The 23677-nt window shown below is 56.7% G+C and carries 22 protein-coding genes; 3 read left to right on the top strand and 19 right to left on the bottom strand.

What is annotated here, in order from left to right; genetic code table 11:
• Positions 1 to 157: 157 nt before the first annotated feature.
• From EGT36_RS28670 to EGT36_RS28660, 3 genes are all read right to left on the bottom strand, one after another.
• Positions 158 to 1486, bottom strand: coding sequence for an Nramp family divalent metal transporter (locus EGT36_RS28670; RefSeq protein ID WP_003501192.1), 1329 nt, complete (start codon positions 1484 to 1486; stop codon positions 158 to 160).
• A 282-nt stretch (positions 1487 to 1768) separates the two neighbouring features.
• Positions 1769 to 2269 (bottom strand): copper chaperone PCu(A)C, encoded by a 501-nt coding sequence (locus EGT36_RS28665; RefSeq protein ID WP_003501194.1) that lies wholly within the window; start codon positions 2267 to 2269, stop codon positions 1769 to 1771.
• A 161-nt stretch (positions 2270 to 2430) separates the two neighbouring features.
• The gene (locus EGT36_RS28660; RefSeq protein WP_080723265.1) at positions 2431 to 5085 is read right to left on the bottom strand and encodes a heavy metal translocating P-type ATPase; all 2655 of its coding nucleotides are present in this window, start codon (positions 5083 to 5085) and stop codon (positions 2431 to 2433) included.
• Between the two features lie 227 nt (positions 5086 to 5312).
• Here EGT36_RS28660 and EGT36_RS28655 point away from each other — a divergent pair, with 227 nt between their 5' ends.
• On the top strand, positions 5313 to 5690 hold the full coding sequence (locus EGT36_RS28655) for a hypothetical protein (protein ID WP_286084377.1): 378 nt from the start codon (positions 5313 to 5315) through the stop codon (positions 5688 to 5690).
• On the opposite strand, the gene EGT36_RS28650 is transcribed toward EGT36_RS28655, so the two are convergent.
• A complete protein-coding gene (locus EGT36_RS28650; protein WP_080823681.1) occupies positions 5668 to 6864 on the bottom strand; it encodes an IS256 family transposase in 1197 nt (398 codons plus the stop codon). The genes EGT36_RS28655 and EGT36_RS28650 overlap by 23 nt on opposite strands.
• 57 nt (positions 6865 to 6921) lie before the next feature.
• On the opposite strand from EGT36_RS28650, the gene EGT36_RS28645 reads away from it, so the two are divergent.
• On the top strand, positions 6922 to 7641 hold the full coding sequence (locus EGT36_RS28645; RefSeq protein WP_286084376.1) for an endonuclease/exonuclease/phosphatase family protein: 720 nt from the start codon (positions 6922 to 6924) through the stop codon (positions 7639 to 7641).
• Positions 7642 to 7732: 91 nt separating this feature from the next.
• Here the strand turns inward: EGT36_RS28645 and EGT36_RS28640 are convergent, their stop codons facing one another.
• The 12 genes from EGT36_RS28640 to EGT36_RS28585 form a co-directional block, all read right to left on the bottom strand.
• Positions 7733 to 8431, bottom strand: coding sequence for a L,D-transpeptidase (locus EGT36_RS28640; RefSeq protein WP_003501207.1), 699 nt, complete (start codon positions 8429 to 8431; stop codon positions 7733 to 7735).
• A 23-nt stretch (positions 8432 to 8454) separates the two neighbouring features.
• Positions 8455 to 10101 carry a phosphoethanolamine transferase gene (locus tag EGT36_RS28635; protein ID WP_035226354.1) on the bottom strand — a complete coding sequence of 549 codons (1647 nt, stop codon included), beginning with the start codon at positions 10099 to 10101 and terminating at the stop codon, positions 8455 to 8457.
• Positions 10102 to 10164: 63 nt separating this feature from the next.
• Entirely contained in the window at positions 10165 to 11163 is a 999-nt protein-coding gene (locus EGT36_RS28630; RefSeq protein ID WP_107341923.1) for a L,D-transpeptidase family protein, read from the bottom strand.
• Positions 11164 to 11262: 99 nt separating this feature from the next.
• Positions 11263 to 12138: a peptidylprolyl isomerase gene (locus EGT36_RS28625; RefSeq protein ID WP_003501213.1), complete on the bottom strand. Its 876-nt coding sequence runs from the start codon at positions 12136 to 12138 to the stop codon at positions 11263 to 11265.
• On the bottom strand, positions 12135 to 12773 hold the full coding sequence (locus tag EGT36_RS28620) for a DsbA family protein (protein WP_035226356.1): 639 nt from the start codon (positions 12771 to 12773) through the stop codon (positions 12135 to 12137). Before EGT36_RS28620 ends, EGT36_RS28625 begins: the two co-directional genes overlap by 4 nt.
• A 128-nt stretch (positions 12774 to 12901) precedes the next feature.
• Entirely contained in the window at positions 12902 to 13840 is a 939-nt protein-coding gene (locus EGT36_RS28615) for a cation diffusion facilitator family transporter (RefSeq protein ID WP_003501216.1), read from the bottom strand.
• A gap of 155 nt (positions 13841 to 13995) precedes the next feature.
• Complete coding sequence (locus tag EGT36_RS28610; RefSeq protein WP_234797435.1) at positions 13996 to 14814, bottom strand: hypothetical protein; 819 nt, start codon at positions 14812 to 14814, stop codon at positions 13996 to 13998.
• A 37-nt stretch (positions 14815 to 14851) separates the two neighbouring features.
• Positions 14852 to 15094, bottom strand: coding sequence for a hypothetical protein (locus EGT36_RS28605; RefSeq protein ID WP_035226358.1), 243 nt, complete (start codon positions 15092 to 15094; stop codon positions 14852 to 14854).
• Positions 15087 to 16049, bottom strand: coding sequence for an SMEK domain-containing protein (locus EGT36_RS28600; protein WP_225337950.1), 963 nt, complete (start codon positions 16047 to 16049; stop codon positions 15087 to 15089). Before EGT36_RS28600 ends, EGT36_RS28605 begins: the two co-directional genes overlap by 8 nt.
• A 155-nt stretch (positions 16050 to 16204) precedes the next feature.
• The gene (locus tag EGT36_RS28595) at positions 16205 to 17353 is read right to left on the bottom strand and encodes an RHE_PE00001 family protein (RefSeq protein WP_035226360.1); all 1149 of its coding nucleotides are present in this window, start codon (positions 17351 to 17353) and stop codon (positions 16205 to 16207) included.
• Between the two features lie 208 nt (positions 17354 to 17561).
• The gene (locus tag EGT36_RS28590; RefSeq protein ID WP_125271660.1) at positions 17562 to 17993 is read right to left on the bottom strand and encodes a plasmid maintenance toxin (PemK-like); all 432 of its coding nucleotides are present in this window, start codon (positions 17991 to 17993) and stop codon (positions 17562 to 17564) included.
• On the bottom strand, positions 17980 to 18258 hold the full coding sequence (locus tag EGT36_RS28585) for a type II toxin-antitoxin system Phd/YefM family antitoxin (RefSeq protein ID WP_125271659.1): 279 nt from the start codon (positions 18256 to 18258) through the stop codon (positions 17980 to 17982). The genes EGT36_RS28590 and EGT36_RS28585 overlap by 14 nt, the downstream gene beginning before the upstream one ends.
• A 77-nt stretch (positions 18259 to 18335) precedes the next feature.
• Between EGT36_RS28585 and EGT36_RS28580 the strand changes: the two genes are divergently transcribed.
• A complete protein-coding gene (locus EGT36_RS28580) occupies positions 18336 to 19496 on the top strand; it encodes a site-specific integrase (RefSeq protein ID WP_162750716.1) in 1161 nt (386 codons plus the stop codon).
• A 118-nt stretch (positions 19497 to 19614) separates the two neighbouring features.
• Here the strand turns inward: EGT36_RS28580 and repC are convergent, their stop codons facing one another.
• The 3 genes from repC to repA form a co-directional block, all read right to left on the bottom strand.
• Positions 19615 to 20853 carry a plasmid replication protein RepC gene (repC, locus tag EGT36_RS28575; protein ID WP_125271658.1) on the bottom strand — a complete coding sequence of 413 codons (1239 nt, stop codon included), beginning with the start codon at positions 20851 to 20853 and terminating at the stop codon, positions 19615 to 19617.
• Positions 20854 to 21043: 190 nt separating this feature from the next.
• The gene (repB, locus tag EGT36_RS28570) at positions 21044 to 22051 is read right to left on the bottom strand and encodes a plasmid partitioning protein RepB (RefSeq protein WP_125271657.1); all 1008 of its coding nucleotides are present in this window, start codon (positions 22049 to 22051) and stop codon (positions 21044 to 21046) included.
• A gap of 154 nt (positions 22052 to 22205) precedes the next feature.
• Positions 22206 to 23423, bottom strand: coding sequence for a plasmid partitioning protein RepA (gene repA / locus EGT36_RS28565; RefSeq protein ID WP_125271656.1), 1218 nt, complete (start codon positions 23421 to 23423; stop codon positions 22206 to 22208).
• Between the last annotated feature and the right edge of the window lie 254 nt (positions 23424 to 23677).

The raw sequence follows: 23677 nt of genomic DNA, 5'->3' as shown, positions 1-23677 counted from the left end.
TTCAGTATAGGAAATGAAGATAGCAGAAGGGTCTGAAGCCTTCTCGCCAGTCTCAGGAAGCTCAGGGTTTTTTCGCCCATGAGAATATACTTGGCGGCCCATCATAAATCATAATCATCTTCGCATCCTTCCGTGTCAGAGGGCGAATTTCGTTACGTTAGGACGCGACGAAATCCACAAGAAGCTTGATGTTCAGGAGGGCGATCACGATTGCAATCAGCCAAGCGAAAGCAGTCAGCCAGTAAGGAGCCGTCAGTTCCCCCATCTTCGCCCGGTCGGATGTGAACATCACAAGCGGGAACACTGCGAACGAGAGTTGAAGACTGAGCACCACCTGTGTCAAGATTAAGAGTTGCGCTGTTCCACCGTCTCCAAACAATATCGTAACCCCGGCAGCCGGAATAATGGCGATACCGCGTGTGATCAATCGTCGTAGCCAGGGCGCGAGCCTGATGTTCAAAAAGCCTTCCATGACAATCTGTCCAGCCAGTGTCGCCGTAACCGTCGAATTGATACCGCAGCATAGGAGCGCGATACCGAACAACGTTGGGGCGATTGCAAGACCGAGCAGCGGTGCAAGAAGGCTATGCGCTTCACCGAGTTCGGCCACCGTCGTCTGGCCTGTCTTGTGGAATGTGGCCGCTGCGAGGATCAGAATTGAGGCATTCACGAGCAACGCAAACATCAGGGCGATTGTCGAGTCGAGGGTGGCGAACTTGAGTGCCTCCCGCTTCTGGGGGACTGTTGTGCCGTAAGCGCGTGTCTGCACGATCCCTGAGTGGAGATACAGATTGTGCGGCATGACGGTTGCACCAAGAATCCCTAGCGCGAGGTAGAGCATATCCGGGTTGGTGACGATCTCTGTGGTCGGGGCAAATCCGAGGATGACTTGTCCCCAGTCGGGATCCGCAAGCGCGATCTGGATGGTGAAGCAGACGGTAATCACACCCAGCAACGTGATTACGAGCGCTTCGACCCAACGGAAGCCTAACTTCTGGAGATACAGGATGAGGAAGACGTCCAGTGCCGTGATGACGACTCCCAGTTCCAGTGGGATGCCGAAGATCAGGTTGAGCCCGATCGCAGTGCCGATCACCTCCGCTATGTCGGTAGCGATGATCGCTATTTCTGCCAGGATCCAGAGGACGATGCCGACCGGTCGAGGGAAGGCATCGCGGCAAGCCTGCGCAAGGTCTCGCCCGGAGCCGATCGCCAGACGGGCGCAGAGCGACTGGAGCACGATCGCCATGATGTTCGACACAAGTGCTACCGTCAAAAGCGCATAGCCGAAGCGGGATCCGCCGGCGAGAGAGGTCGCCCAGTTTCCAGGATCCATATACCCGACCGCCACCAGGTAGCCTGGACCAAAGAAAGCCATGGCCCGGCGAAATGTGCCCTGCCCGGTCGCCACCGCGATGGATCGATGCACGTCAGACAGCGACGCTTCCCCTCCGGCCCGCCGCCAGCCCTTTACCGGACTGTCCATAGATTCACCTACGATTCTTGGTTTTTGCTTAGTTGCTATTGCAAATCATTCGCATGAAGTTTGAGAATTGACAAGTGCATTTTCCAAGGCGGGCGATGAACCGGGATCTGCTCGGGTCGCACCTGCTCTGATGCCGTTCAGCATCGAAATACAAGAGGAACCCAGCAAGTATCATCGCACTCAACCATATTAGCAGTCGCCTGAGGCTTCACCAGGCAACTGCGGAGGGATTGTCGACCCTGAGGTTGATAGAGGTCCTGTGAAAACGCTCTAGGCCACTAATCATGGATCTTGATGGCCGGAATGATCCTCGCCCGACTCTCGTTTCGGCCTCTGCACAACGAACTCGACCTCCACTGCTCCTGCTTTCTCGAACAGGAGCGTCGCCTTGAACTTCTCACCTTCGACGGGCCGATTTATGGGCTTGACCAGCATTATGTGGGTTCCACCCGGTTGAAGCGCCAAGGTAGCACCGGGGGCAATTTCGAGGCCTTGCTTCGCCGGACGCATTTTCGCTACCCCTTCCACCAGGGAGGACTCGTGGATTTCCAGTCTCTCGGCGATGTTAGTCGTGCCACCGACAAGACGGTCAGACTCCTGTCCGGTATTGACGATCGTCACATAGCCACCCAGCACCGGAGCGACCGGAGGAGCCAGTGCCGACCAAGGATGCCTAAGTTCCAGCTTTCCTGCCTTGAAGTCATGTGCAAACGCCGTTCCAGCCAGCAGACATGCAAAGATTGTCGCGGCGACGCGGATTGTCGAATTCGATCTCTTGTTCATTGCTTCCTCCTTCTTACTGCGACACCGTCTGACCGTCTTGGTACTGGAAAAGCTCCTTTGGATTCCAGACAGCGAGGACCCCGACCAGACTGAATACGACCGAGGTCGCTACCATCAGCAGGATCCCTCCAAATACAATTTTCCTGATCATTTTACTGCCTTCAACGTATGGGGCGCAGGAGGCGCAATGCGTTTATCGTAACAAGCACAGTTGCACCCGTATCTGCCAGGATGGCGGGCCAGAGGCCAGTGATTCCTATAATGGTGGTGACGAGAAACACAGCCTTGAGGCCGAGCGCGATGGTGATGTTCTGAAAAATGTTTCGCATCGTACGCTTCGAAAGATCGACCATGAGAGCGACATCCCCGACTCTGCCGTGGAGTACCGCGGCATCGGCGGTCTCCAGCGCGACGTCCGTGCCGCCACCCATGGCGATGCCTATATCTGCCGCAGCGAGAGCGGGAGCATCGTTGATGCCATCCCCGATCTTGCCGACCACGTAACCTTCCTGTTTGAGTTCGCCAACAATACGCTGCTTGTCCTCAGGCATCAGTTCTGCACGAACTTCAATGCCAAGCTGAGCGCCAATGGCTGATGCCGTGCGAGCGTTGTCGCCCGTAAGCATGATTGCTTTGATCCCGAGATCGGTCAGTGCCTTAAGGCCCTCGATCGCGTCCGCTCGGGGTTCGTCGCGCATGGCGATGGCACCTGCAAGTACATCGCCGATTACCAAAACGGATACAGTCTTGCCATCCTCGTTCAGAGAGGTAATCTGCAGCGAATGCGCCATCGGAATCGTCACACGCTCGGCAGCAGCCTTCGGAGATCCGAGGAAGACTTCCACGCCGTCGATGACCGCGGTAACGCCTTTGCCGCCGAGTGCCTTGGCATCGGTCGAAGCTGGAGCATCGAGCCCATCTTCATCCGCCCTGGCGAGGATCGCGACCGCCAGCGGATGGCTTGATCCGGTTTCAAGTGCCGCAGCATAACGGAGTACCTCGGGACTACTGCGGCCGAAAGGAATAACGTCCGTCACCTTGGGCTTTCCTTCGGTCAACGTCCCCGTCTTGTCGAACGCGACTGCAGTCACCCTGCCGACCCCTTCGAGAACTGCGCCGCCCTTCATGAGAAGGCCGCGCCGTGCGCCCGCCGACAGTGAAGCGGCAATGGCAGCAGGTGTCGAAATGACGAGGGCGCAAGGGCAGCCGATCAAAAGGATCGCAAGCCCCTTGTAAATCCATTCACTCCATTCGCCGCCAACAAGTAAAGGTGGGATGATGGAAACCAACGCGGCAACGACAACCACGCCCGGTGTATAGTATCTCGAAAAGCGATCGATGAACCGCTCTGTCGGAGCCTTCGATTCCTGGGCTTCCTCGACCAGGCGGACGACGCGAGCAATGGTGTTGTCTTCGGCTGCAGCGGTGACACGAACGCGCAGTGCCGCGTCGCCGTTGACGGTACCTGCGAATACGTTATCACCGATCACCTTGCGGACCGGTACGCTTTCACCCGTCACGGGTGCCTCATCGACAGAACTTTCACCTGACATTATCACGCCATCGGCCGAAATCCTGTCACCGGGGCGAACAAGTATAATTGAACCGACAGCAAGCACCTCTGCCGGAACCTCGCGGGTCTTCCCACCCTCTTCCAGCAAAGCCGTCTTGGGCACGAGGTTTGTCAGAGACTTGATACTGTCGCGAGCCTTGCCAGCCGCAACGCCCTCGAGGAGCTCACCAACAAGGAATAGAAAGACAACGGCCGCCGCCTCTTCGGTAGCGTTAATAATCAATGCGCCGACAGCGGCGATCGTCATCAGCATCTCAATGGAGAAGGGAGTGCCTGCCCTCGCAGCCATAAAAGCACGACGGGCGATGGGTATCAGGCCAACCAACATGGCGATGATGAAGGCGTAAGTATCTATGGCCGGAACCAGATTGCCGATAGCATATGCGGCAGTCAGAGATCCGCCTGCGATTATCGTCAGGCGCCCCTTGCGGCTACTCCACCACGGCCCTTCGCTTGGCCTATGATCATGACCGTGAAGACCCTCCAACTCAACGTCCGCTGACGCCTGTCCGTTGGTATGGCCAGCATCGTCTTGCGATCCTGAATAAGTAGCGGGGGACCGCTTCGCGGTAGGAATGATCGGTGCGACCGAGTATCCAAGGCCAGAAACCTGCTTCTCAATAGCTTTGAGATCAGCGAACGCGTGCTTGACCGTCATCGTCCCCGAGGTCACCGAGACACTAACATCTTCAACACCCGGAATGCGACGGACGGCAGTGTCGATCTTGCTTGCACATGAAGCACAATCCATTCCACCAACGTGGAAACGGGCCTGACCATCCGGGATCGGCCTCTGGCTTGATTGAGAGGTTGCAGAGTGATCGTGCCCACCGTTGTTCTCATGGGTATGGTCGTGGGAGTGCGTCTCGTTGCCATGCTTGTTCATGCAAGCAAAGCCATGCTCGTGGGGAGTCGTACCATGATCGTGCGCCTGCGCGTGCTCATCAGGTGAATGATCATGATCGTGGGAACAGCCTGGCCCATGGACGTGTTCTATAGCAGATGGCACCGCTTTAGACTTGGCGGGAATAAGCTTCGTCGGATATCCAAGGCCGGTGACCTTTTTTCCCATATCCTCGACATCGATTGTGTCGTCATGCTCGACTGTCATGGTCCCGGCGGAGACGGAAATCGAAACATCTTGAACGCCAGGCATGCGCCTGATCGCCGTATCGATTTTGGTTGCACACGAAGCGCAGTCCATGCCCTCGATCCGGAATCTCGTCTGAAGTGGCTCAACCATATCATGTATCCCCATATTGATACGGCAAGCTTTACGACCTCTAGCCACTAGAGACGCAATGGGAAATTTTTGCTCTTTTGCATTTCGGTGAAAACTGCTGGATTTCACGATATCCGTGACGAGTTCTCGGAAGCGAACAGATTATTGCATACTCGCTTTGATATATTATTAAAGCTAATATGTTAAACTTACCGTCTCGGCTCTTTATGCTCAATGTGGTGAAATGAATGACTTCTGTCCGCAACGGTAAGCTTGGAAAAAGTCTGCTTTTTATTTCGATTTGCAGTTTGAGCGGCGTTCTTTCTGCATTGATATTCGGAAGTAGCCTCTGGCTATTCGATATTGTTTTCCTGTTCTGGCCCTACGTCACTCTATCCGCTTTTTGCCTGCTGCTCGCGACGTTCCTTCTTGGGGAGCGACCGGCGCGGCTTTTGTGTTCCCTTGCATTTCTGGCAAGTCTGATGCCGTTCTTTATGCAGCCTCAGGCACCGCAGGGGGCTGCGGACAGGAATTTAGATCGTGTCCCGCAGCGTGGTGTAGCTTCGGCGCTCGCCGTGCCTTCCGGACAGAGCCGGGAACGTGTCAGCTTGCCGCTGGCAGGCTGATGAGCGGATCATCGCTCATTGTGGCGATGGTCTCAAGGGTCATGTATCGGGACCGCTGGACGGCCCATTCGTCGTTCTGTTCAAGCAGCAGTGCGCCGACGAGGCGGACGATGGCGCCATCGTTGGGGAAGATGCCGACGACCTCGGTGCGCCGCTTGATCTCGCCATTGAGACGCTCGATCGGGTTTGTCGAATGAAGCTTTGCCCAATGCTGCTTGGGAAAGGTCATGTAGGCGAGCACGTCCTGCTCGGCGCTGTCCATGAGGGTTGCAAGCTTCGGCACTTTCGGCCTGATCTGGTCGGCGACGTTGCGCCATTGAGCGCTTGCCGCTTCTGGCGTGTCCTGGGCAAACGCCGTGGCAATGAAGGCGGACACGACACGCCGTCCGCTCTTTCCGGCATGGGCCAAAGCATTGCGCATGAAGTGGACCCTGCAGCGCTGCCAGGTGGCGGAAAGCGCCTTCGATACGGCTGCCTTGATCCCCTCATGCGCATCGGAGACGACGAGCTTGACCCCGCGCAGGCCCCGCCTGGTCAGCTTGCGCAGGAATTCCGTCCAGATCGCCTCAGCCTCGGACGTGCCGATCTCCATCCCAAGAACTTCACGTCGGCCGTCGGTGTTGACGCCCACCGCAATGATGACGGCAACAGAGACGATGCGGCCGCCGCGACGGACCTTGAGGTAGGTCGCGTCGATCCAGAGATAGGGCCATTCACCTTCAATGGGCCGGTCGAGAAAGGCCTTCACCTTGTCGTCGATCTCTTCGCACAGCCGGGATACCTGGCTCTTGGAGATGCCAGACATGCCCATGGCCTTGACCAGGTCGTCGACGGAGCGAGTCGAAACGCCCTGGATATAGGCTTCCTGGATCACCGCCGTCAGAGCCTTCTCAGCCATCCGGCGCGGCTCAAGGAAACTCGGGAAATAGCTGCCTGTGCGAAGCTTCGGAATGCGCAGCTCGACGGTGCCAGCACGTGTCTCCCAATCCCGGTCGCGATAGCCGTTACGTTGGGCAAGTCGGAACTCATTCTTCTCGCCGTAGCCCGCGCCGGTCTTCGTGCCGACCTCCAGCGCCATCAGCTTCTCGGCAGCAAAGCCGATCATCTCGCGCAGCAAATCGGCGTCGGCACTCTTCTCAACGAGTGAGCGCAGGTTCATCATGTCGTCGGTCATCGGTGATCTTTCCATCAGGTTGGTCTTCAACAACCCGACCCTACCGGAAAAACACTGGTGACCGCCGCTACCCTGCTACACCACCTCCTGGGACACGATCGGAATTTACGCGTTATCTCAGCCAACCTGCTGATGCACAATGATGCGGAACCTGGGGGTTTTCTGCGGTTTCTGACGGAGCAACAGCCAGATGTCCTCTTTCTTCAAGAGACTGAAGACCGCTGGCAGAAAGCAATCGCGGCTAGCGGCCTGTTTGGCTATCAAAGCAGTTCTAACCTGCCAGCGCGCGACGATATGAAAGTCTTTTCGCGTCTTCCTATTCTCTCGGAGGTCAGGCTTTCGTCCGCGCAGGCGTATGAGCGATATCCGATGCGCCTCGTTCTGGGGACGGAAAATGATCCGCTGATTCTTTATGCACTACATCCCGATACACCGCGTTCGCCAGCCCGCTGGAAAGGCCGAAACGCTTATCTCGACGGATTGGCGGATGCTGTCCTGTCTGAAAAAGAGGGCGCGAAGCTTATTGTTGCCGGTGACTGGAACACACCGCCGTGGTCACCCTACTTTGCGAGATTTTTTGAGAAAAGCGGATTATTCTTCGCACGTGCAAGCAATGTTCCTGTGATGACACGATTCAGCCGTCGGCTACCGTTCAGATTCGGTTCCATGATTGACCATATCGCGGTTTCGGGTGCTTTAAGACTGGCAAGTTGGCGGGTCGGCCCCGATTTTGGATCCAATCACATTCCGGTTGTTGCGGATCTGTCATTTAATTAAACTCAGGCTGGCGGTTTGTGGTTTTTGCATCGGTTCAACACGCCGGGCATATATATGCCCGGTAGAAGCCATAAAATCTGCTGTTAGCTGTCTATTGTTTGACGACGATCCGAGCCTTGTAGGGAACCCTCTCATAGAGGTCGATGACATCCTGATTGATCAGACGGACGCAGCCGGAGGAAACCGATTTGCCGATGGATGACCATTCCTTCGTGCCATGTAGACGATAGAGCGTATCCTGACTGTTCTGGAAGATATAAAGCGCGCGTGCGCCGAGCGGATTGCTTGGTCCCGGTTCCTGTCCACCGTTCTCGACCGAGTATTTTTCCAGTTCGGGTTGCCGTGCAATCATTTCTGCCGGTGGTTTCCAGCGCGGCCATTTCTGCCGCCACTGGATGATGCCTTCGCCTTGCCAGGCGAAACCGGCGCGGCCGAGACCAACACCATAACGCATGGCCGTGCCACCTGGTTCGACGACATAAAGGAACTTCGATGGCGTATCTACGACGACCGTTCCCGCAGGTTCGCCTGTCGGATCTTCGACGCGCTGACGGTAAAACTTGGGATCGATCTGCTGAAACGGTACGGCTGGCAGCTTGTGGCCGCCATCTTCGAGGCCCGCGTAGCGTGTGATCATTTCGGCTTCGCCTGGCGGGCCGATCGGCCTGCGGGCAATGGCCGGTGTCGGAGCAGGCTGATTTACCGTCGCACATCCCGCCAGCATCGTGGTCAGGGAAGCGGCTCCCAGCAGGAAGCCCCGGCGTTTAAGCTGTTTATCATCGAATAGCATTCAAGTCCCCGTGATTTGCAATTTCAGTTATTGAGAGAGGGTTGGTGTTGGCCGCCACGGCAGGCCGCAAACATGTCCAGATCACGCTCGTAAACGCTGGTGGATACATTCATCATGCCGAGAAGACTGGAAAACAGGTTGTCGTGCGAAAATGTGTTTTCGCGTCTTTGTTGCTGGCAGCGGATATCAAGCCCCATCGAGGCTGCGAACTCCGGGCTGAACCAGGTTAGCAGTGGAATGCGTGTCTGTTCGTCGGGCGCTATAAAATAGGGCGTGCCGTGCAAATAGAGGCCATTTTCCCCCAGCGATTCCCCGTGGTCGGAGACGTAGAGCATACCTGTCGCCAGCGTATCGGTCCGGGCTTTCAGGCGGTCGATGATGCCGGATAGGACGAAATCGGTGTAAAGGATGGCATTGTCATAGGCATTAACGATTTCTTGGTCCTTGCATTTCGCCAGCTCGGTGGTCGTGCACTCGGGCACGAATTTACGGAACGCCTCAGGATACCGCTTGTAATAGGCCGGGCCATGATTGCCCATTTGATGGAAGACGAGGACGCTGTCCTGCTTCACGTTTGAGAGCCACTCATCAATCTTTTCGAGAACGATCTCGTCGTCGCAGGTGCCATCGGCACAGAAGCGTGGATCGTTGGAATTGTAAATATTGACGACGCGAACCCGGTCCGCAACGCCCTTGCTGCCGGTGTTGTTTTCGATCCACGTCATGTCGATGCCTGCCCGTCTGAGAACATCGACCGCCGTTTCATTCTCTAATCCTCCAGCATGGGTGTAGCCCGAACGTTTCAGATTGGAGAACATGCACGGCAGGGAGACGTCGGTTGCCGTGCCGCAGCTGGCGAAATTGGAGTAATAGGTGACGTCCTGTTTTTTCAGAAGCGGATTGGTTTCGCGTTCATAGAAACCGAGAGAGAAATTAGCACCGCGCGCCGTTTCCCCAACGACGATGACAGCAACGCGTAGCTTGCTTAAGCCGTCCACCGGAGTGGTCACGGTTGCATCCTCACCCAGCGGCTTGACGACAACGTTTCTTTCATTTCCTGTCGCCAGAGCCACTTTGGCGATAGAGACGAGAGGTGTAACCGGATTGAGGGTTTTCGCCAGTTCACGCTTGGTCCGTATAACGGCTGAATAAGGCTTGTAGTAAAGCGCTCCGCTACCGGCGATGATTGCAATGCAGGAAGCCGTGATGCCAACATTCCACAACACGACGCGTTCGGCGGATGGAAATCTGACCCGAACCCACAAGATGAGGAGAGAGGGAATAACGGCAACGAGAAGCATGTGCCGGAAGTAACCGGCAGTCAGCAGGTCCCCGGCCTCGGCAGAGGTCGTTTCAAAAACGTTGCGCACCATATCCGTATCGATCAACACGCCGAGATTGTCGATGAACCAGGACGCGCCTCCAGCCAGCAAGACAAGCAACACAAGCACTGGCTTGAAGAGATATTTGACAGCTGAAAGAATCGTCAGGACAAAAAACAACGCAACTATGACGAGATTGAGCGCCAAGAATGCGCCCATCTCGTCCGCCAGATAACGCCCGGCCTTTTCCCAGAATGTCGCGTTTGAAAACGCCCAGAAACATAAGGCTGCCAAAAGTGCGAGCAGACGGTAGTCTAGCGACGGGCGATAAGTTTTAAAGAACCTCAATCTGGCTCCCTTGCCGCAACGTCACGAGATGAGGTGCGTTGCCTTGAATTTAAGAGTTAAGATTTAATTTCCCGCGGACTGTACAGGTCTCCAAGACCTCGAGGTCTCATGGGGATCGGCAAGCGCCGCATCCGGCCGGCTGACGGGATACTTGATGCCCGATACCGCCTCCGCCATCTTTGTCGCTCCCTGTTTCTTCAACAGTGAGCGGAAGCTCGGATGCATACCGCCATCGACATAGGCGAGGGCCGCGACGGAGGAAGAGGCCGACAAGGCCGTTTCGGCTTTCTGGCGCTCGGTATCGAGTTGCGCAACGAGACTTGCTGCATTCTGCGACACGCCTGCCGGGCAGGCGGCGAGAGGATCTCTGGGTTCCCCGCCCGTGAACTCGGTGTTGAACACGTAACGCCGGTCGCAGACGGAAACTTTCGGCTGACGGCGCGTCACCGCGAATATGTCGTACCCTTCCTTCAAGGTCCGCCAGAAGGGCATATTCGGATCGTCGCGGTGACGCGCCATGTTCTCGGCCGTCATTCGAAATGGATAGGCCTGAACCTGAAAGCGGTCCTGTCCGCTTCGCAAAGCCTCCTGCACGATCGCATAGATCTCTCCAACGCCCTGATCCGTCATGGCGTAGCAGCCGGAAGACGAGCACGCGCCATGCACCATCAGCGCATCGCCGGTATAGCCAAGCGCCGATTCCAGACGGTTCGGATAGCCGAGATTGAAAGAGACATAATATTGCGACTTAGGATTCAGCATTCCAGCGGAGACATGGTAGAAACCTTCCGGCGCCTGCCGGTCTCCGTCGCTTTTCTTGGGGCCGAGTTTGCCGGACCAGCGGCACATCGGGTAGGTCTTCAGGAGCGCATAATTGCCTGTGCGGTCGATCTTCCAGACCTCCAGCTCACTTTCCTTCTTGAAAATGCGAACCAGCACAGGGCTTGCGGGCGTCATGCCCTTTTTCGACATGTCCGCGATGACCGCGCCTGACAATTTCGGCGGCTCTGAGGAAAGCTCGGAGAGGCCCATGTCCATCGCAACACAACCCGACATGAGCATGCCGGCGAGAGCGAGCGCCGCCAGCCGCGGAAGGCGGCAGACAGCGTCGTAGCGGCGAAGACAGACACGGCTGAATTTCGATGTAGGCATGAGTGTGGCTTATTCCGCGTTCTGGCCGTCGTGATTATGACCGTCGTCACTTGCCGCCGGCAATGCGACGTCTGGTACCAGCTTTTCCACCTTGGCGCTGGACCGCAAGCCCGTGACGATCCGGCGAATTTCTGCCGTCTCTAGAGATTGACGGATTTGCGGCGCAACGGTTTCGAACGAAGGGGGAGGTGTGTTTCTCATTTCGTCCAGCCGCACAACATGGAAGCCGAACGCTGTCTCGACCGGCGTTTTTGCGAAATCGCCCGGCTTAAGCCCATCAAGTGCTGTGTTGATTTCCGCTGGCAGTGCCTGGCGGGGACGAAAACCCAGATCGCCACCCTTGCTGCCGGTGACCGTATCGGTTGAGCGGCTGGCGGCCAATGTTTTGAAGCTTTCGCCTGCGGTCAGCGCCGCGATGACTGCGGTCGCGTCCTCGCGGCTTTTCAGCAGGATATGGCTGAGTTTGATTTCCTCTGAGGGCGGAATTGCCGCGACCTGCTGATCGTAGATCTTGCGTATCGCTGCATCGGAGACGGCCTTGTCGAGCTGCTGCGATAGATAGGTCGAACGCAGTGCCTGTTCGGACAGAAAGTTCAGCTGCCGTTGATATTCCGGGTCTTTATCTATCCCTGCTTTGCGCGCGGCCTCAGCAAGCAGCTTGATGTCGACCAGCGCATCGACCACGGCAGAGGTGCGGGCTTCGGGGGATATGTTGGGAGCCGGGTCACCGAAGAGGGGTGCGGCGAAGGCGACGTCCGATTGGGTGATTTCGGCGCCATTTACACGCGCCGCCACATCTTTTGCCGTATCCTGTGAAAAAGCGGTGGTGGCACAAAGAAGCGCAATGGTGGTGATGATGAATGCGTGACGCGGATGGTGGATCATTTCCCGGCTTCCTTGAGAAGAGGCTCAACGATCGAGCGGAATTCATCGACCGGAATGACGCCTTCATACTTATTCCCGTTGATGAAGAACGTGGGTGTGGAAGTGACGCCAAGCTCCCGGCCCGTCGCTGCGATCTTGTTAACGTTGTCCAGCAAGGCCTGATCGGCAAGACAGGCCTCAAGCTGCTTTTCGTCCAGGCCGGTCATGGAAAGTGCGGACAGGAAACCCTGCTTGCCGTCGGATGCACGCGCCCATGTCGACTGGCTGCGAAACATCAGGTCGACCGTCGCGTACCATTTGTCATCCCCCACGCATCGGGCCAGCATGAAGGCTGCCGTCGAGCGCGGGTCAAACGGAAACTCGCGGATGATGAAGCGCACCTTGCCTGTATCGACGAACTCTTTTTTGAGCGTGGGCCAGATGTTGATGTGAAAATTCGCACAGTGCCCACAGGTCATCGAGGCATATTCGATGACCGTCACCGGCGCATCCGCTGCTCCGAATATGCGTTCGGGAAGCGGGCCGGGATCCATCAGTCCAACCGGTGCGCTCTGCGCCTCAGCCTTGCGGTTGTAAAACAAAGGCGCTGTGATTGCCGTAACCGTTGCCCCGATCATTATCTGTCTGCGCTGCATGTGCTCTCCCGACTGCAAATCGCGCGCAAGATAAAACCTCTAGTAGCTTGAGCTGCAAGAGGCGCAATGCAGATTTTGAGCGACAGCGGCATCACATTCCGCTGATCGCCATAGTCATGGCCTGAATTTTAGGTATTTGATCCCTCTGCTTTCACGAGCGAGCCAGGTGGATCGACCTGAACCGTGACGTGATCGATCGCGTAGCGCTCTTTCAGCCAGCCTGCCACCAGCTGGGGAAGCGATAGCGGATCGGTATTTTCAGCCGGAGTGACGTGGATCGTCGCCACGATGGTATCGTCCGTCAGCGTCCAGGCGTGAAAATGTCCAGCTTCGGATATCTCGGTCAGCGCAGCCAGACCCGTTTCGACACTTCGGGCCTTGATGCCGCGGGGAACAGCTTGCATCAGAACAGTGATCGAATCCGTCACCAGACCCCATGCCGAGCGGACGACGAGAACGGCAACGAGAACTGAGAGCAAGGGATCGAGGATGGTCCAGCCGGTCAGCATGATGCCGACCGCTGCTGCAATTGCACCTACAGATCCAAGCAGGTCGCCGATGACGTGGAGGAATGCGCCGCGCAGATTTGCGTCGCCCTTGTTGCCGGACCATAGCACCCAAGCGCCTGCAAGATTGACGAGCAGCCCAATGACGGCAACGATCAGCATCGGTCCTGCCATGACGTCGACCGGCTGGTTGATGCGGTTTATGGCCTCCCAGGCTATCCAAAGGACCAGAAGCAGAAGGGTCGCACCGTTCGCTAGCGCGGCCAGCACGCGCACGCGGTGATAGCCATAAGTGCGCGTGGCATCGGCTGGCCGTCGCGCCATGCGGTATGCGATCAAGGCCAGCAGCAGGGCTGCAGCGTCAGACAGCATGTGCCCGGAATCGGCGATCAGCGCGAGTGAACCAGACAGCCAGCCTCCCGCTGCCTGAATGGCTGCGTAACAGATAGTGAAGATGAAGACAAAGCGGATACGCCGTTCGTTGTCATTTGTCACGACCTGTGCGTGGTCATGCTCATGATCGTCACCCGGCTCGTGCCGGTGTTCGTTGGCTACGCTCATGGTTGTTCCATCCGTTGTGTTCAGTAGCTCGGAACGTAGGGTGCTGCTCCCCTGTTCGCAATGGCGGCTCGGCAACAGTTACGACAACCAGGCCTGTCGCAAATTTTTATGGTTGACCGGCTGTTGAACAGGAATGGAGAAATTCCGCTCCCAGTTTAGCTGAGCATATAAATGCCGTTGACCGATTGCTCCGTAGCGATAGGAGCCAGACGGGCAGACCGCCGGGAAAGGACTTCCTTTCGACCCCTCAGCTCTCCCATCAAGTGCTCGATTTCAAGGACCTCATCCTTAATTAAGTCGTAGGTGGCGGCATTCTCGAGCGCGTCGATTCCTTCACGTATCTTGTCGACTTCCTCTTCGAGAGCGTTGAGATCGGACCTAGCCTCGTCGAGATCCTTCTGCCTGACGAGCTGCACACTGTCCTTGATACGCCGCTCCTCCGTGCCGATGTCGTCGAGTTCCTTTTGAATGCCTTTGATTGAGCGGTATATGTCGACATCGATACCTAGGAGCATGAGATGCGGAGCGTAATTGTCTGGGATCCGCGACTTCGTGTCGAAGCAGCTCACGATGGATTTGAACTCCGACCGCTCGTCCCGGACCAGCGGTCCAAGGATCTCGCGGAAACCAATCTCTGACCTGTCATCCCCGAACAGTCGAGCCGCGAGAAAGTCAGTTGCGTCTTCCACCTTGGCAAACGTCGTCTCGCGATCCGCCACAGTGATACGCGGGCGCTCCGCCTCGGCGACAGACCTTCTGATAGTGTAAGGGATCCCGTGCATTACGAAATCGATGCAGATAAATGTGGCGGGATCGAAGGCTGCCTTCGGAATTCTTGTCACGCGGCTGTCGGACTTGCGCTTCAGGAGCGCGAAGTTCACGAACTCGATGCAGAGCGATTTGCCCACCCCGTTGTTCTTCGAGCTTGTCGCATCGCTCTCACCCAGGATGATATTGACCCCCTCCCCAAACACGATGGGGTCAATCGCGGGTGGATCTGTGTATAATCGCTTAATCCGCATCGCGCGCGATCAGGTAAGGTTCATCGAAATCAAGCAAACCGACGGCATAGAGAAACGTCAGTCCGTATAGAAAGGAGTTGGATGAGAACCAGGACTCGCGCTTGAACCGGTCCACCACGTCGAAGATGCTGACCCGATGCTTACCTGAATCTTTCAGGTAACGAGCGATCTCGAAGCCGACGATCGCAGGTGATTTGTTCAGGGCCTCGTCTTTCAGAAAGATGCTAGGCACTTTGCGACCTCTTGTTCGGAAAGACGTTGCACATGATTAGCTGATCGATGAGGTAGTACCTGACCGCACCATCATCGAACCCAGCGTCGCTGCTTCCCATCATACCGAGAACTCGCTGAGTCAAGAGCTCAAGTGCCGCTTGAGGATCGCCTCCGCATTCAGTCAGAACGCGGTCGCTCCAGTTCATGAGGTAGATCTGCAGCTTCCGAACCCGGATGTGGCCGAGATCCGTGTGCGCGTTCACTTCGGACAGGACGCGACCATAAAGTTCATGGAGATCGACATACTGCTGCGTCAAGAATGGGGCATGATCTGCGAAGCGATCGTGAATCTTGCCGTCGGGATCAGGATCCTCGCGATTGTCTCCTGACGACAACCCCTCTTCCGCGGAGCTCAAGACCTCGATGAGACGCACGAGAGTGCCGACTTCGTTAGAAAGCTTCGGTTCGCGTACAAGCAACTCGCGAGACAGGAAATCGTGGCATGCCTCCATCTTCGCGGTTGAGAGGTCTCCGATTTTTTTAAGAAGATCAGCGATGTCCCAGACATCGTCGCCAAACGACAATTTAAACCGATCGTCGCCCAGTCCCGTCTCGCGATATTTTTTCTTTTGGCCTACAATGAGCATGACGAGGCGATCGTACTTCGTCTGCAGCCCCTTGCCGGTAAAGCGATCAAAGGTGTGCTTGATCTTAGAGAGGTCGGGCGTCGATGTAACTTGGATCGCGATCCGACTGCTATCGCAGCCGAGATCAATCGCGGTGGCGTTTGGCTCGACGATGTTGATGTTCTGCAGGTCGTAGTCGAAGGCAAGATTGAGAAGGTCACGGAAGAAATTTTCTGCATGGACGTTTATATCTTGCAAGTTTAATTGGTTCGACTGCTCCACGATGACCCGCAGATGCGTCATCCTGTAAATAATACCTTGCAGAAGTTGAGCGCGGTGCATTCCCATGTGACCTTCCATCTTCGCACACCGAAAACTTATCGCTGACTTAGGCTGAATTCTCAATCACGATTGATGGAGAAGATTCCACTTTTGAGCGCAAAAGACTGTCTAGAATCCCCTGAAATAGATTGCGCCTAGCTAGCCTGCTTGAAGGACTGCGATCAGAGAACTCCCCAAGCCCGGAACCTGCCCCTCCCCGTCATCTCCCGGAGGCCGAGTTCCACCACGATCCGCCGCGCCGCCTGCGGCGTAACGTCCAGCGTTTTCGCCACCATCGCGGCCGACACGAGCGGTTTTGCCATGACGAGCTCGACCAGCTCCGGCAATTTCGAAGACGTGCGTCTTCCCGCCAATTTGCGCTCCATCATCTGGCGAGCCAGTACCAGCCGGTCGTGCTCTTTCAAACCGATCTCCGCCGTCGCCAACAAACCGTGGGCGATGGCCAGCAGCCGTGTTTCCCGATCGCGATGCCTTCGCCGATCGACAGGGATGGTTTTGAGGCCGTGGTTGATCGCAGCCAGATGGGCACCCGTGGTAATGCCGGCCTGCCGCAGCATGGCGGCAGCAAACAGCCTCCCGAGCCAGGGTGCGTGCTGTAGAACCTCGAGCGCGTTCCAGGCATCGAGGGCGATGATGGCCTGCAGCGCCTCCGGCAGATTTTCGGCCTGGCGCAATACCTCGCGCCACTCGTCGATCCTTGCATCCTCGTCCCAGTCGAGATCATAGACGAGCGTGTCTCGCTCGCGGCTGTCGACCGCAGGACGGTCGCGGCGTTTTGCGTGTTCGATCGCAGCATCCGATCGTGCTAGCAGCGCATCGATGGCTGCGAGGTCGACGCCGGGAAGCCCTTCGGCTTCATCGATTTCTTTCCCCTCCCCTTCCGGATTTCTTCCCTCAGCCGCGGACCGCATGATGCCGGCCTGCTCCGCAGCGTCGGCGCCAGCCGACGTAATGTCCGATGCTTGTCGCAACGTGCGGATACCCTCTGCGGACAGTGCCCAGCCGGGGAGTTGGGCGGCGATGCGCCGGCGAGTGCGCAGCACGTCGCGGGCGATGGTCAGTTCGTGGGTCGGTGTACGGATGTCACGGGTGGCGTCATGGAGGACGAGGTCCTCGAGATGCACCAATTCGCCGTCGATCCACAGCGAGGCACACGCGTCGCCATATTGCGACCGCTCGAGGAAGCCGGCGCCAACCGGCGAACGGGCGATGCGCTCGTCGAGACGCGTAAGCGCGATACCGGCGTCGAAAGCCGGCCGCATCAAGGCATTCATGCTGATTTTTGAAACATCGTAAGCCATTGATTTTATGGTAAACGATTTGCTAAACGAACTCTAGTTGAATAATCAAGTTCGTCACATGGTATGATTAACGGCTGGGTTTTAAACCATCGATAAGTATCTCTTATCGGTGGTGATTGATTTCGCACTGTTGAAGGCGTAAAGTCGTGCCAAATCACGGCGAAGATCACAGCGGGATGCGTAGATCTTGATGACGAACAACAGGATGAAGAGCAGCTCAATCGCTGCGCATGGTCGCCTTGTGCCGCTGGCTTCTCGCGAGCTCAACGAACCGGCGCTTCACCTCTTCAAAGAGTGCCGGAGGTAGCGGCCCGTGATACCCGCTCTCGCTATCGACAGGCCGAACGTCGGGCCCCGGCCAGACGAAACGATTGCTTTCAGTCAACACGATCCACGACCGTTCGTCGTCGAGACCCAGGCGGCGCTTGGTGGCCGGCGGGATTTCGATGGCTTCGTCGGGATCGGACGGTGGGGAATGCGTGATCGGCAGGACACGTACTGCAGGCGTCCCGTCCTCAAGCGTCGCAACAATGGCCAGCACCAGAGCGGGGCGGTCCTTGTCACCCTCTTCCCGTCCGTCCAGATGCTGCCAATGCCAGAGATAGGAATAGCGAAAGACCCAGCCGACCTTCGGTTCAATCGGCAGCATTCTTGTCCATCAGCAGTTCGGCATTGAGATGATCCAGGCCCGGCTCCATCGTCGAAGCCTCGATCGCCGCAAGCTCGTCGTCAGTGATCGCAGCCGTCAGATCGACCCGCCGATCGCGCTTGGCGAGGCGCAGATAATCTTCATAGGCCATGAGCACTGTACGCGGCCGGCCGTTCTTGGTGATGATGACCGGCTCTCGCACGGCCGCATCCTGGTAGGCGCCGAAATTCTTCGAAACCGCAGCTGCTGTCACAATCGACGTCATGGCAGATCTCCTTTGTTCCGGAATATACGGGCTTTCCGGAACTTTTGCAAATGTGCTCCTGAAAGTGACGGAATACGATGACGCGAAAGCCACTAACATCCAAATCGACCGACGATGTGGTTACGCGACGTGTGGAAGAACTCGATACCATCGCTGCCGTACTCCCAATGGAACGCCGTGACGAATTGGCTGAGCTCCTGACGGACCAGGATGTCGAGACGCTCCGTCATCTCGTCAACGAAGGCATGGGCGCAAATACACTGCGCGCGCTCACCTCCGATCTCGCCTACCTGCAGGCCTGGTCGCTGGCGGCATCAGGACGATCACTCGCCTGGCCCGCGCCGGAAGCGCTGCTGCTGAAGTTTGTCGCTCATCACCTCTGGGATCCGGAAAAGCGTCTGACGGATCCGGATCATGGCATGCCGGCCGAGGTCGAGGACAAGCTTCGCCTCCAAGGGTTTCTCCGTTCTTCAGGCCCCCATGCACCCGACACCGTGCGCCGACGTCTGGCAACCTGGTCGACGCTGACCAAATGGCGCGGACTGCAAGGTGCCTTCACCTCCCCTGCCCTCAAGTCGGCCATCCGGCTGGCGGTGCGTGCAACGCCACGCCCGAAGCGGCGCAAGAGCGTCAAGGCCGTGACAGGCGATGTCCTGTCGAAGCTGATTGGCACCTGCCGGGCCGGCAGCCTGCGCGATGTCAGGGACAAGGCGATCCTGATGGTTGCCTTTGCCTCCGGTGGGAGGCGCCGCAGCGAAGTGGCGGGGCTGCGTAAGGAGCAGTTGGTCATGGAAGCACCTATCCCGGTTGAAGGATCAGCTCCCCTGCCCTCGCTGTCCATTCAACTCAGCCGCACCAAGACCAGCGGCGCCGACAACGAAGAGGTTGTCTACCTCACCGGCCGGCCCGTCGATGCGCTGAATGGCTGGCTCGAGGCCGGCAGGATCGAAAGCGGCAGTGTGTTCCGGGCGATCGATCGCTGGGGCAATGTCTCAAAGCGCGCGCTGGATCCGAAAGCCATCAACGATATCGTCAAGCAGCGCGCCTTCATGGCAGGGCTGGACCCGGCGGAGTTTTCCGCCCATGGCCTGCGCTCCGGCTACCTGACCGAGGCAGCCAATCGCGGCATTCCGCTTCCAGAAGCCATGGAGCAATCCCGGCATCGATCGGTTCAGCAAGCATCCGAATACTACAATAGCGCAACGAGACGGAGTGGCAGAGCAGCCAGGCTGCTCTAGTTCGGTGATGCTCTCTCATGGGAGGGCGCGCCAGCTATAAACCGTGGAACGAGTGCTGTATGAAATGCGGCGCCACTGCCGTACGATCATGCCTCTACCTGGTACCTCGTATAACCCATCACCCCGTTTTCCGATCGCCGTTCGCATTGGCACGCATCAGTGACATTAGCATCGGTCCCAGCCCGAACTCCCCTGCCCGCGCTCGGCGCGTGAGATCGCGGAGATATCCACCTGCCGAATTGATGTGCCCTGCCCTCTCCAAGATTGCAGCCATCGCAACCGCGGCGTTCTCCGGCCCCATCACCTCGCAAGCCTCCTGGTAAGCCGACGGGCTAACGCCAAGCATGGATCGAACCACCACCGCGGCCCCCATCAGCTCGCGCCAATGGGAGATCGTCCCGCCGGGCCCGTAGTCCAAAATCTGCGGGCAGGCTTTCAGGACCATCGACAGTGGGAACGCCTTAATCTGTTCCGGTTTTGCCAACGGCTGAGCAACCGCTTTGGGTTCTACTTCCAGCTCGACGGCTCCGCCCTGCTCTTTTCCAGAGCTAGGTTCAAGTTCATAGATGGATTCGGGTTTTGAATTCTGTATGTGGCAGCCATTTTGAATAGCATTGCCGTCCATATTTTGAGAATCTAACTGATTTTCCAGAAGGTTGAGGATTTCGGTGCGCAAGAGCTGCATCTCGTCGAGGATTGCCTCCACCTGGTGACGGTCAGGATTGCGAGGAAGTCGGCTGACAATGCCGACATACATGTCTTCAATGGCTTCCCAGTCGCCGTCAGCCCCCTCCTCCATGGCGGCGGAAATTAGCTTGCGTACATCACGCCGGCAGATAGTCAGCGCCTCTTTGGCCCGTCTGAACTGCAGGCGTTCAGCCGCGACTTCCCGTGCCAGACCCGCAAGTTCCGCAGCACGAGCCAAAAGTGGAGAAAGATCGAACCCGAAGGCTTGCTCGATATCGCCACCCTTGTCCCGGTGAGCGTAGCGCTTTCCGTTGGGACTATCCTTGCGCTGGATGAGCCCGGCTTCGACCAGGGCAGCCAAATGGCGCCGCAGGGTCGTTCCAGTGATGCCGTGCGCTCTGACAGACAGCTGGGCGTTCGAAGGGAAGACCACCAATCCACTATCGGAGTTGAGCTCGCTTTCCGGATAAAACGTCAGCAGTGCGTCCAGCACAGTCAGCGCCCTGTCCTGGAGGCCGAGGCGTTCACGGGCCTCACAAGCGTCGCGAAACACCTTCCATTTTTCGACCGGGCGGTTTGGTTTCGTCTCAGACGTCTGCAGCTGTCTCTTTACGAGAGCAAGCACGACCGGCCGCCGCCCAAAGGGCGTCGTTACATTTTCGGGATGCATTTTCCTACCTTTCGAAAGGCAACAGAAAAACGCTCGCCGGAACGACGTCAAAGACTCTTGACGGGGATTCTGAGAAGTGCGATTCTCTCAACCGACCAAAGTGGAGAAGGCTCTTCGGAATTCATTTCGGAGGGCTTTTTCTTTGCCGATTTTGCTTCACCGTGAAACAGTCCAGCGGCTCAATTCATCATCAATCCCCCTCGCGATTCTGTTTTTGAAATTGTTCGTAAAGCTCATCCAGTCTCGCTGACACAAACTTGGCGAACGCTGGAACAGCCTTTTCTTCGAAAACGATGGACGTCTTGCCATCGTTCGCTTCGATGCTCACTGCGCGCTTACCCGTCGGAGTTCTCCAAACGTCCGTCGACTCAGATCTCTTTTTGCTTACCTTGGGGTGCCCGGACAACTCACGCAGCAAGCCACTAAGACGCGCATCGCTGTCTAGCCGCTGTTCAACATATCCTCTTAGAATCTGCTGGGCCGCTTCGACCATTGATGGATTTGCAAGATGTTCGGCCAGAGCCATCCATCTGGCGCGTCCCGCCTTGGGCGCGGGGCCAATCAAGTTTACGACACTGTCCGGCAATCGTCGGGCCACCGCAATGTATCTGCTCACATCCGCTTTATCCGTAACGAGAGCAGAAATAATAGTGGCGCGGTCGCACCCACCGTCCTCCAGATTTCGTGCAAAAAAGGCCTTTTCGATAAAGGATAGATCTTTCCGATCCAGATTTTCCCGGCCTTGGGCAATGTAGAGTTGGCTGTCAGAAAGACTTTTAACAATTGCTCGGACAGGTCGCCCGAGCTGTTCGGCAGCTCTCAAACGGCGTCGTCCATATGCAATCTGAAACCTCCCCGCAGTTTCAGGATTTGGACGAACAAGGATCGGCACCTGCTGCCCATGTTCAGCAATACTTGCTACCAGCGCCTCAAAATCGGGGTCGACCTCGAGCTGTATGCGATCAGTTATCTTTGAGTTATCGATCGCAGACGGGTCGAGGGAAACGACCGGTTCACCTTCGGCCAATTGTTGCTGCAGCTTGCTTACTTGCTTGGCATTTTCCGCCATTTCATGGAGTGAGGACCCCATCGCCGATATTGCACCAGTGCGCACCCGATCAGGAGACCTGGCCGGTGACGATGCGGTGACGACCGGCTTTTTCATGAAGAGGTTGTCGATGGAATCCTTGCGGCTCATGAACTTACTCCAGGATGAGAGTCCCGATCAATTGGCTCGCTGTTGGGAGCTCCCAACAAACGCGGTTCAACACTCTGGGAAGATGGGCTGATCGGAATGGTTGGGAGCTCCCAACAATCCGCGATATCATTATGTGGAGAACCGAATTGGGTACTCATGCCCGACCCCAAGCCTGCTTAATCAATGTCTCAACCTCCGAGTTGACCGCCTCCAACGACTCCATCGCCCGATCATAGGTGGAGCGAGTCATGTTCTCACGACCAATCTCATAGAGGGTCTGCTTGGTCAGGCCGGCGTCCGATACCGCTGCAGACTTCAGCATGGGATTCGTCAACACGTAGTCATCAAAAAGATTACGGAGCAGAGCCGCGACCTTCGTTTGAGGAGCGTCTTGAGGCTCATATCTGGTCAATAGGTAGCGGATGAAATCATATTTGAGTTCGCCGCCAGCATCCCGCACTACACCGAGCAGATCGCGCGTCATCAAAAGGAACTGACTCATCGACGATATGTCGAGCATCTGCGGATGAATCGTGATGATCATCGCAGTCGCTGCGCACAATCCACTGAGCGTTAGGAAGCCGAGCTGAGGAGGGCAGTCAATCACGACGACGTCGTAGTTGTCGGCAACCTCGTCAAGCGCCGCCGCCACTCGTGCAAAGAACAGCGTTTCGCCTGAAGCCCCCGCGCTGAGCGCTCTGGGCGTCGTATGCTCAAACTCCATCAGTTCTAGATTACCTGGGACGAGATCCAGGCCGTCGAAGTAAGTTGGCCGGATCACCTCCGAAAGTGCGCGACGCTCTTCGTCGTAACGAATTGCAGCATATAGAGTCTGGTTTGACGCGACATCCAATTCCGGAAGAACGCCTAGCAGTGCCGAAAGACTGGCTTGTGGATCGAGATCGACGGCTAGAACGCAATAGCCCTGGAGAGCCAGAAATTGTGCCAAATGAGCTGTCGTTGTCGTTTTGCCGGACCCGCCTTTGAAGTTGGTGACGGCAAGGACTTGCAGATGCTCACCTGGGCGACGGTGAGGGACAAATTCTATCGTCTCTCTACCGCGTGTCGATTGGGCGAGCAGTCGACGAATCTGGTTGATCTCACTGAGATTATATAGGCGCCTCCCGTTACTCGTAGTTTCCGGCTGCGGTCCTTCACCAGCCAGCGTCATCTTGCGCAACGTGGAATCAGATATTCCGATCAAACGAGCAGCTTCACCCGACGTAAACTTACGGAGGACCTTTTGTGAAGTCGGCGGGAACAGCGCCTCGCTCATAGACTGAAGCTGAGAGCTCAGGAGTTCAGCCTGCGCCCCGATCGTTTCATCAGCACTTGGGAGGCTGTGCCTATTCACGTTTTTAGCCACGCTCACGATGATCTCTCTTATCACGGATTTTAAGCCGAAACGGCCTGTTTACCGTGACGATACCTGCAACCAGTTTCTTGGCAAGGACTTAATGGTTAACGAAACCTTAATCGACGCATTGCCAACTACGGTAACCCAAACAGATTACGTATTTTATACAGTAACTTAGCATCTCCCTTGTAGCTTCCTGTTCCTCATTTGTTTTATTGTGAATCCTGCAACTTGCCGAACCCGTAAAGCAGTCGATTTCTCTGCCAAAC

Origin of the sequence: Agrobacterium sp. FDAARGOS_525, from assembly GCF_003938925.1 — a bacterium.
In the GTDB taxonomy this organism is placed as follows: domain Bacteria; phylum Pseudomonadota; class Alphaproteobacteria; order Rhizobiales; family Rhizobiaceae; genus Agrobacterium; species Agrobacterium pusense.
Note: the sequence above shows the minus strand (reverse complement) of the source record. Positions and strands in the feature narration are given on the sequence as shown.

What these genes read in the sequence shown, in the direction of transcription:
- EGT36_RS28585 (WP_125271659.1), bottom strand. Translation starts at nt 18,258, where the DNA reads ATGACGTCGATTGTGACAGCAGCTGCGGTTTCGAAGAATTTCGGCGCC.
- EGT36_RS28630 (WP_107341923.1), bottom strand. Translation starts at nt 11,163, where the DNA reads ATGCTCATGTCGGGTTGTGTTGCGATGGACATGGGCCTCTCCGAGCTT.
- EGT36_RS28655 (WP_286084377.1), top strand. Translation starts at nt 5,313, where the DNA reads ATGACTTCTGTCCGCAACGGTAAGCTTGGAAAAAGTCTGCTTTTTATT.
- EGT36_RS28670 (WP_003501192.1), bottom strand. Translation starts at nt 1,486, where the DNA reads ATGGACAGTCCGGTAAAGGGCTGGCGGCGGGCCGGAGGGGAAGCGTCG.
- EGT36_RS28625 (WP_003501213.1), bottom strand. Translation starts at nt 12,138, where the DNA reads ATGATCCACCATCCGCGTCACGCATTCATCATCACCACCATTGCGCTT.
- repC (WP_125271658.1), bottom strand. Translation starts at nt 20,853, where the DNA reads ATGCATCCCGAAAATGTAACGACGCCCTTTGGGCGGCGGCCGGTCGTG.
- EGT36_RS28590 (WP_125271660.1), bottom strand. Translation starts at nt 17,993, where the DNA reads ATGCTGCCGATTGAACCGAAGGTCGGCTGGGTCTTTCGCTATTCCTAT.
- EGT36_RS28600 (WP_225337950.1), bottom strand. Translation starts at nt 16,049, where the DNA reads ATGGGAATGCACCGCGCTCAACTTCTGCAAGGTATTATTTACAGGATG.
- EGT36_RS28620 (WP_035226356.1), bottom strand. Translation starts at nt 12,773, where the DNA reads ATGCAGCGCAGACAGATAATGATCGGGGCAACGGTTACGGCAATCACA.
- EGT36_RS28615 (WP_003501216.1), bottom strand. Translation starts at nt 13,840, where the DNA reads ATGAGCGTAGCCAACGAACACCGGCACGAGCCGGGTGACGATCATGAG.
- EGT36_RS28665 (WP_003501194.1), bottom strand. Translation starts at nt 2,269, where the DNA reads ATGAACAAGAGATCGAATTCGACAATCCGCGTCGCCGCGACAATCTTT.
- EGT36_RS28650 (WP_080823681.1), bottom strand. Translation starts at nt 6,864, where the DNA reads ATGACCGACGACATGATGAACCTGCGCTCACTCGTTGAGAAGAGTGCC.
- EGT36_RS28660 (WP_080723265.1), bottom strand. Translation starts at nt 5,085, where the DNA reads ATGGTTGAGCCACTTCAGACGAGATTCCGGATCGAGGGCATGGACTGC.
- repB (WP_125271657.1), bottom strand. Translation starts at nt 22,051, where the DNA reads ATGAGCCGCAAGGATTCCATCGACAACCTCTTCATGAAAAAGCCGGTC.
- EGT36_RS28580 (WP_162750716.1), top strand. Translation starts at nt 18,336, where the DNA reads ATGACGCGAAAGCCACTAACATCCAAATCGACCGACGATGTGGTTACG.
- EGT36_RS28640 (WP_003501207.1), bottom strand. Translation starts at nt 8,431, where the DNA reads ATGCTATTCGATGATAAACAGCTTAAACGCCGGGGCTTCCTGCTGGGA.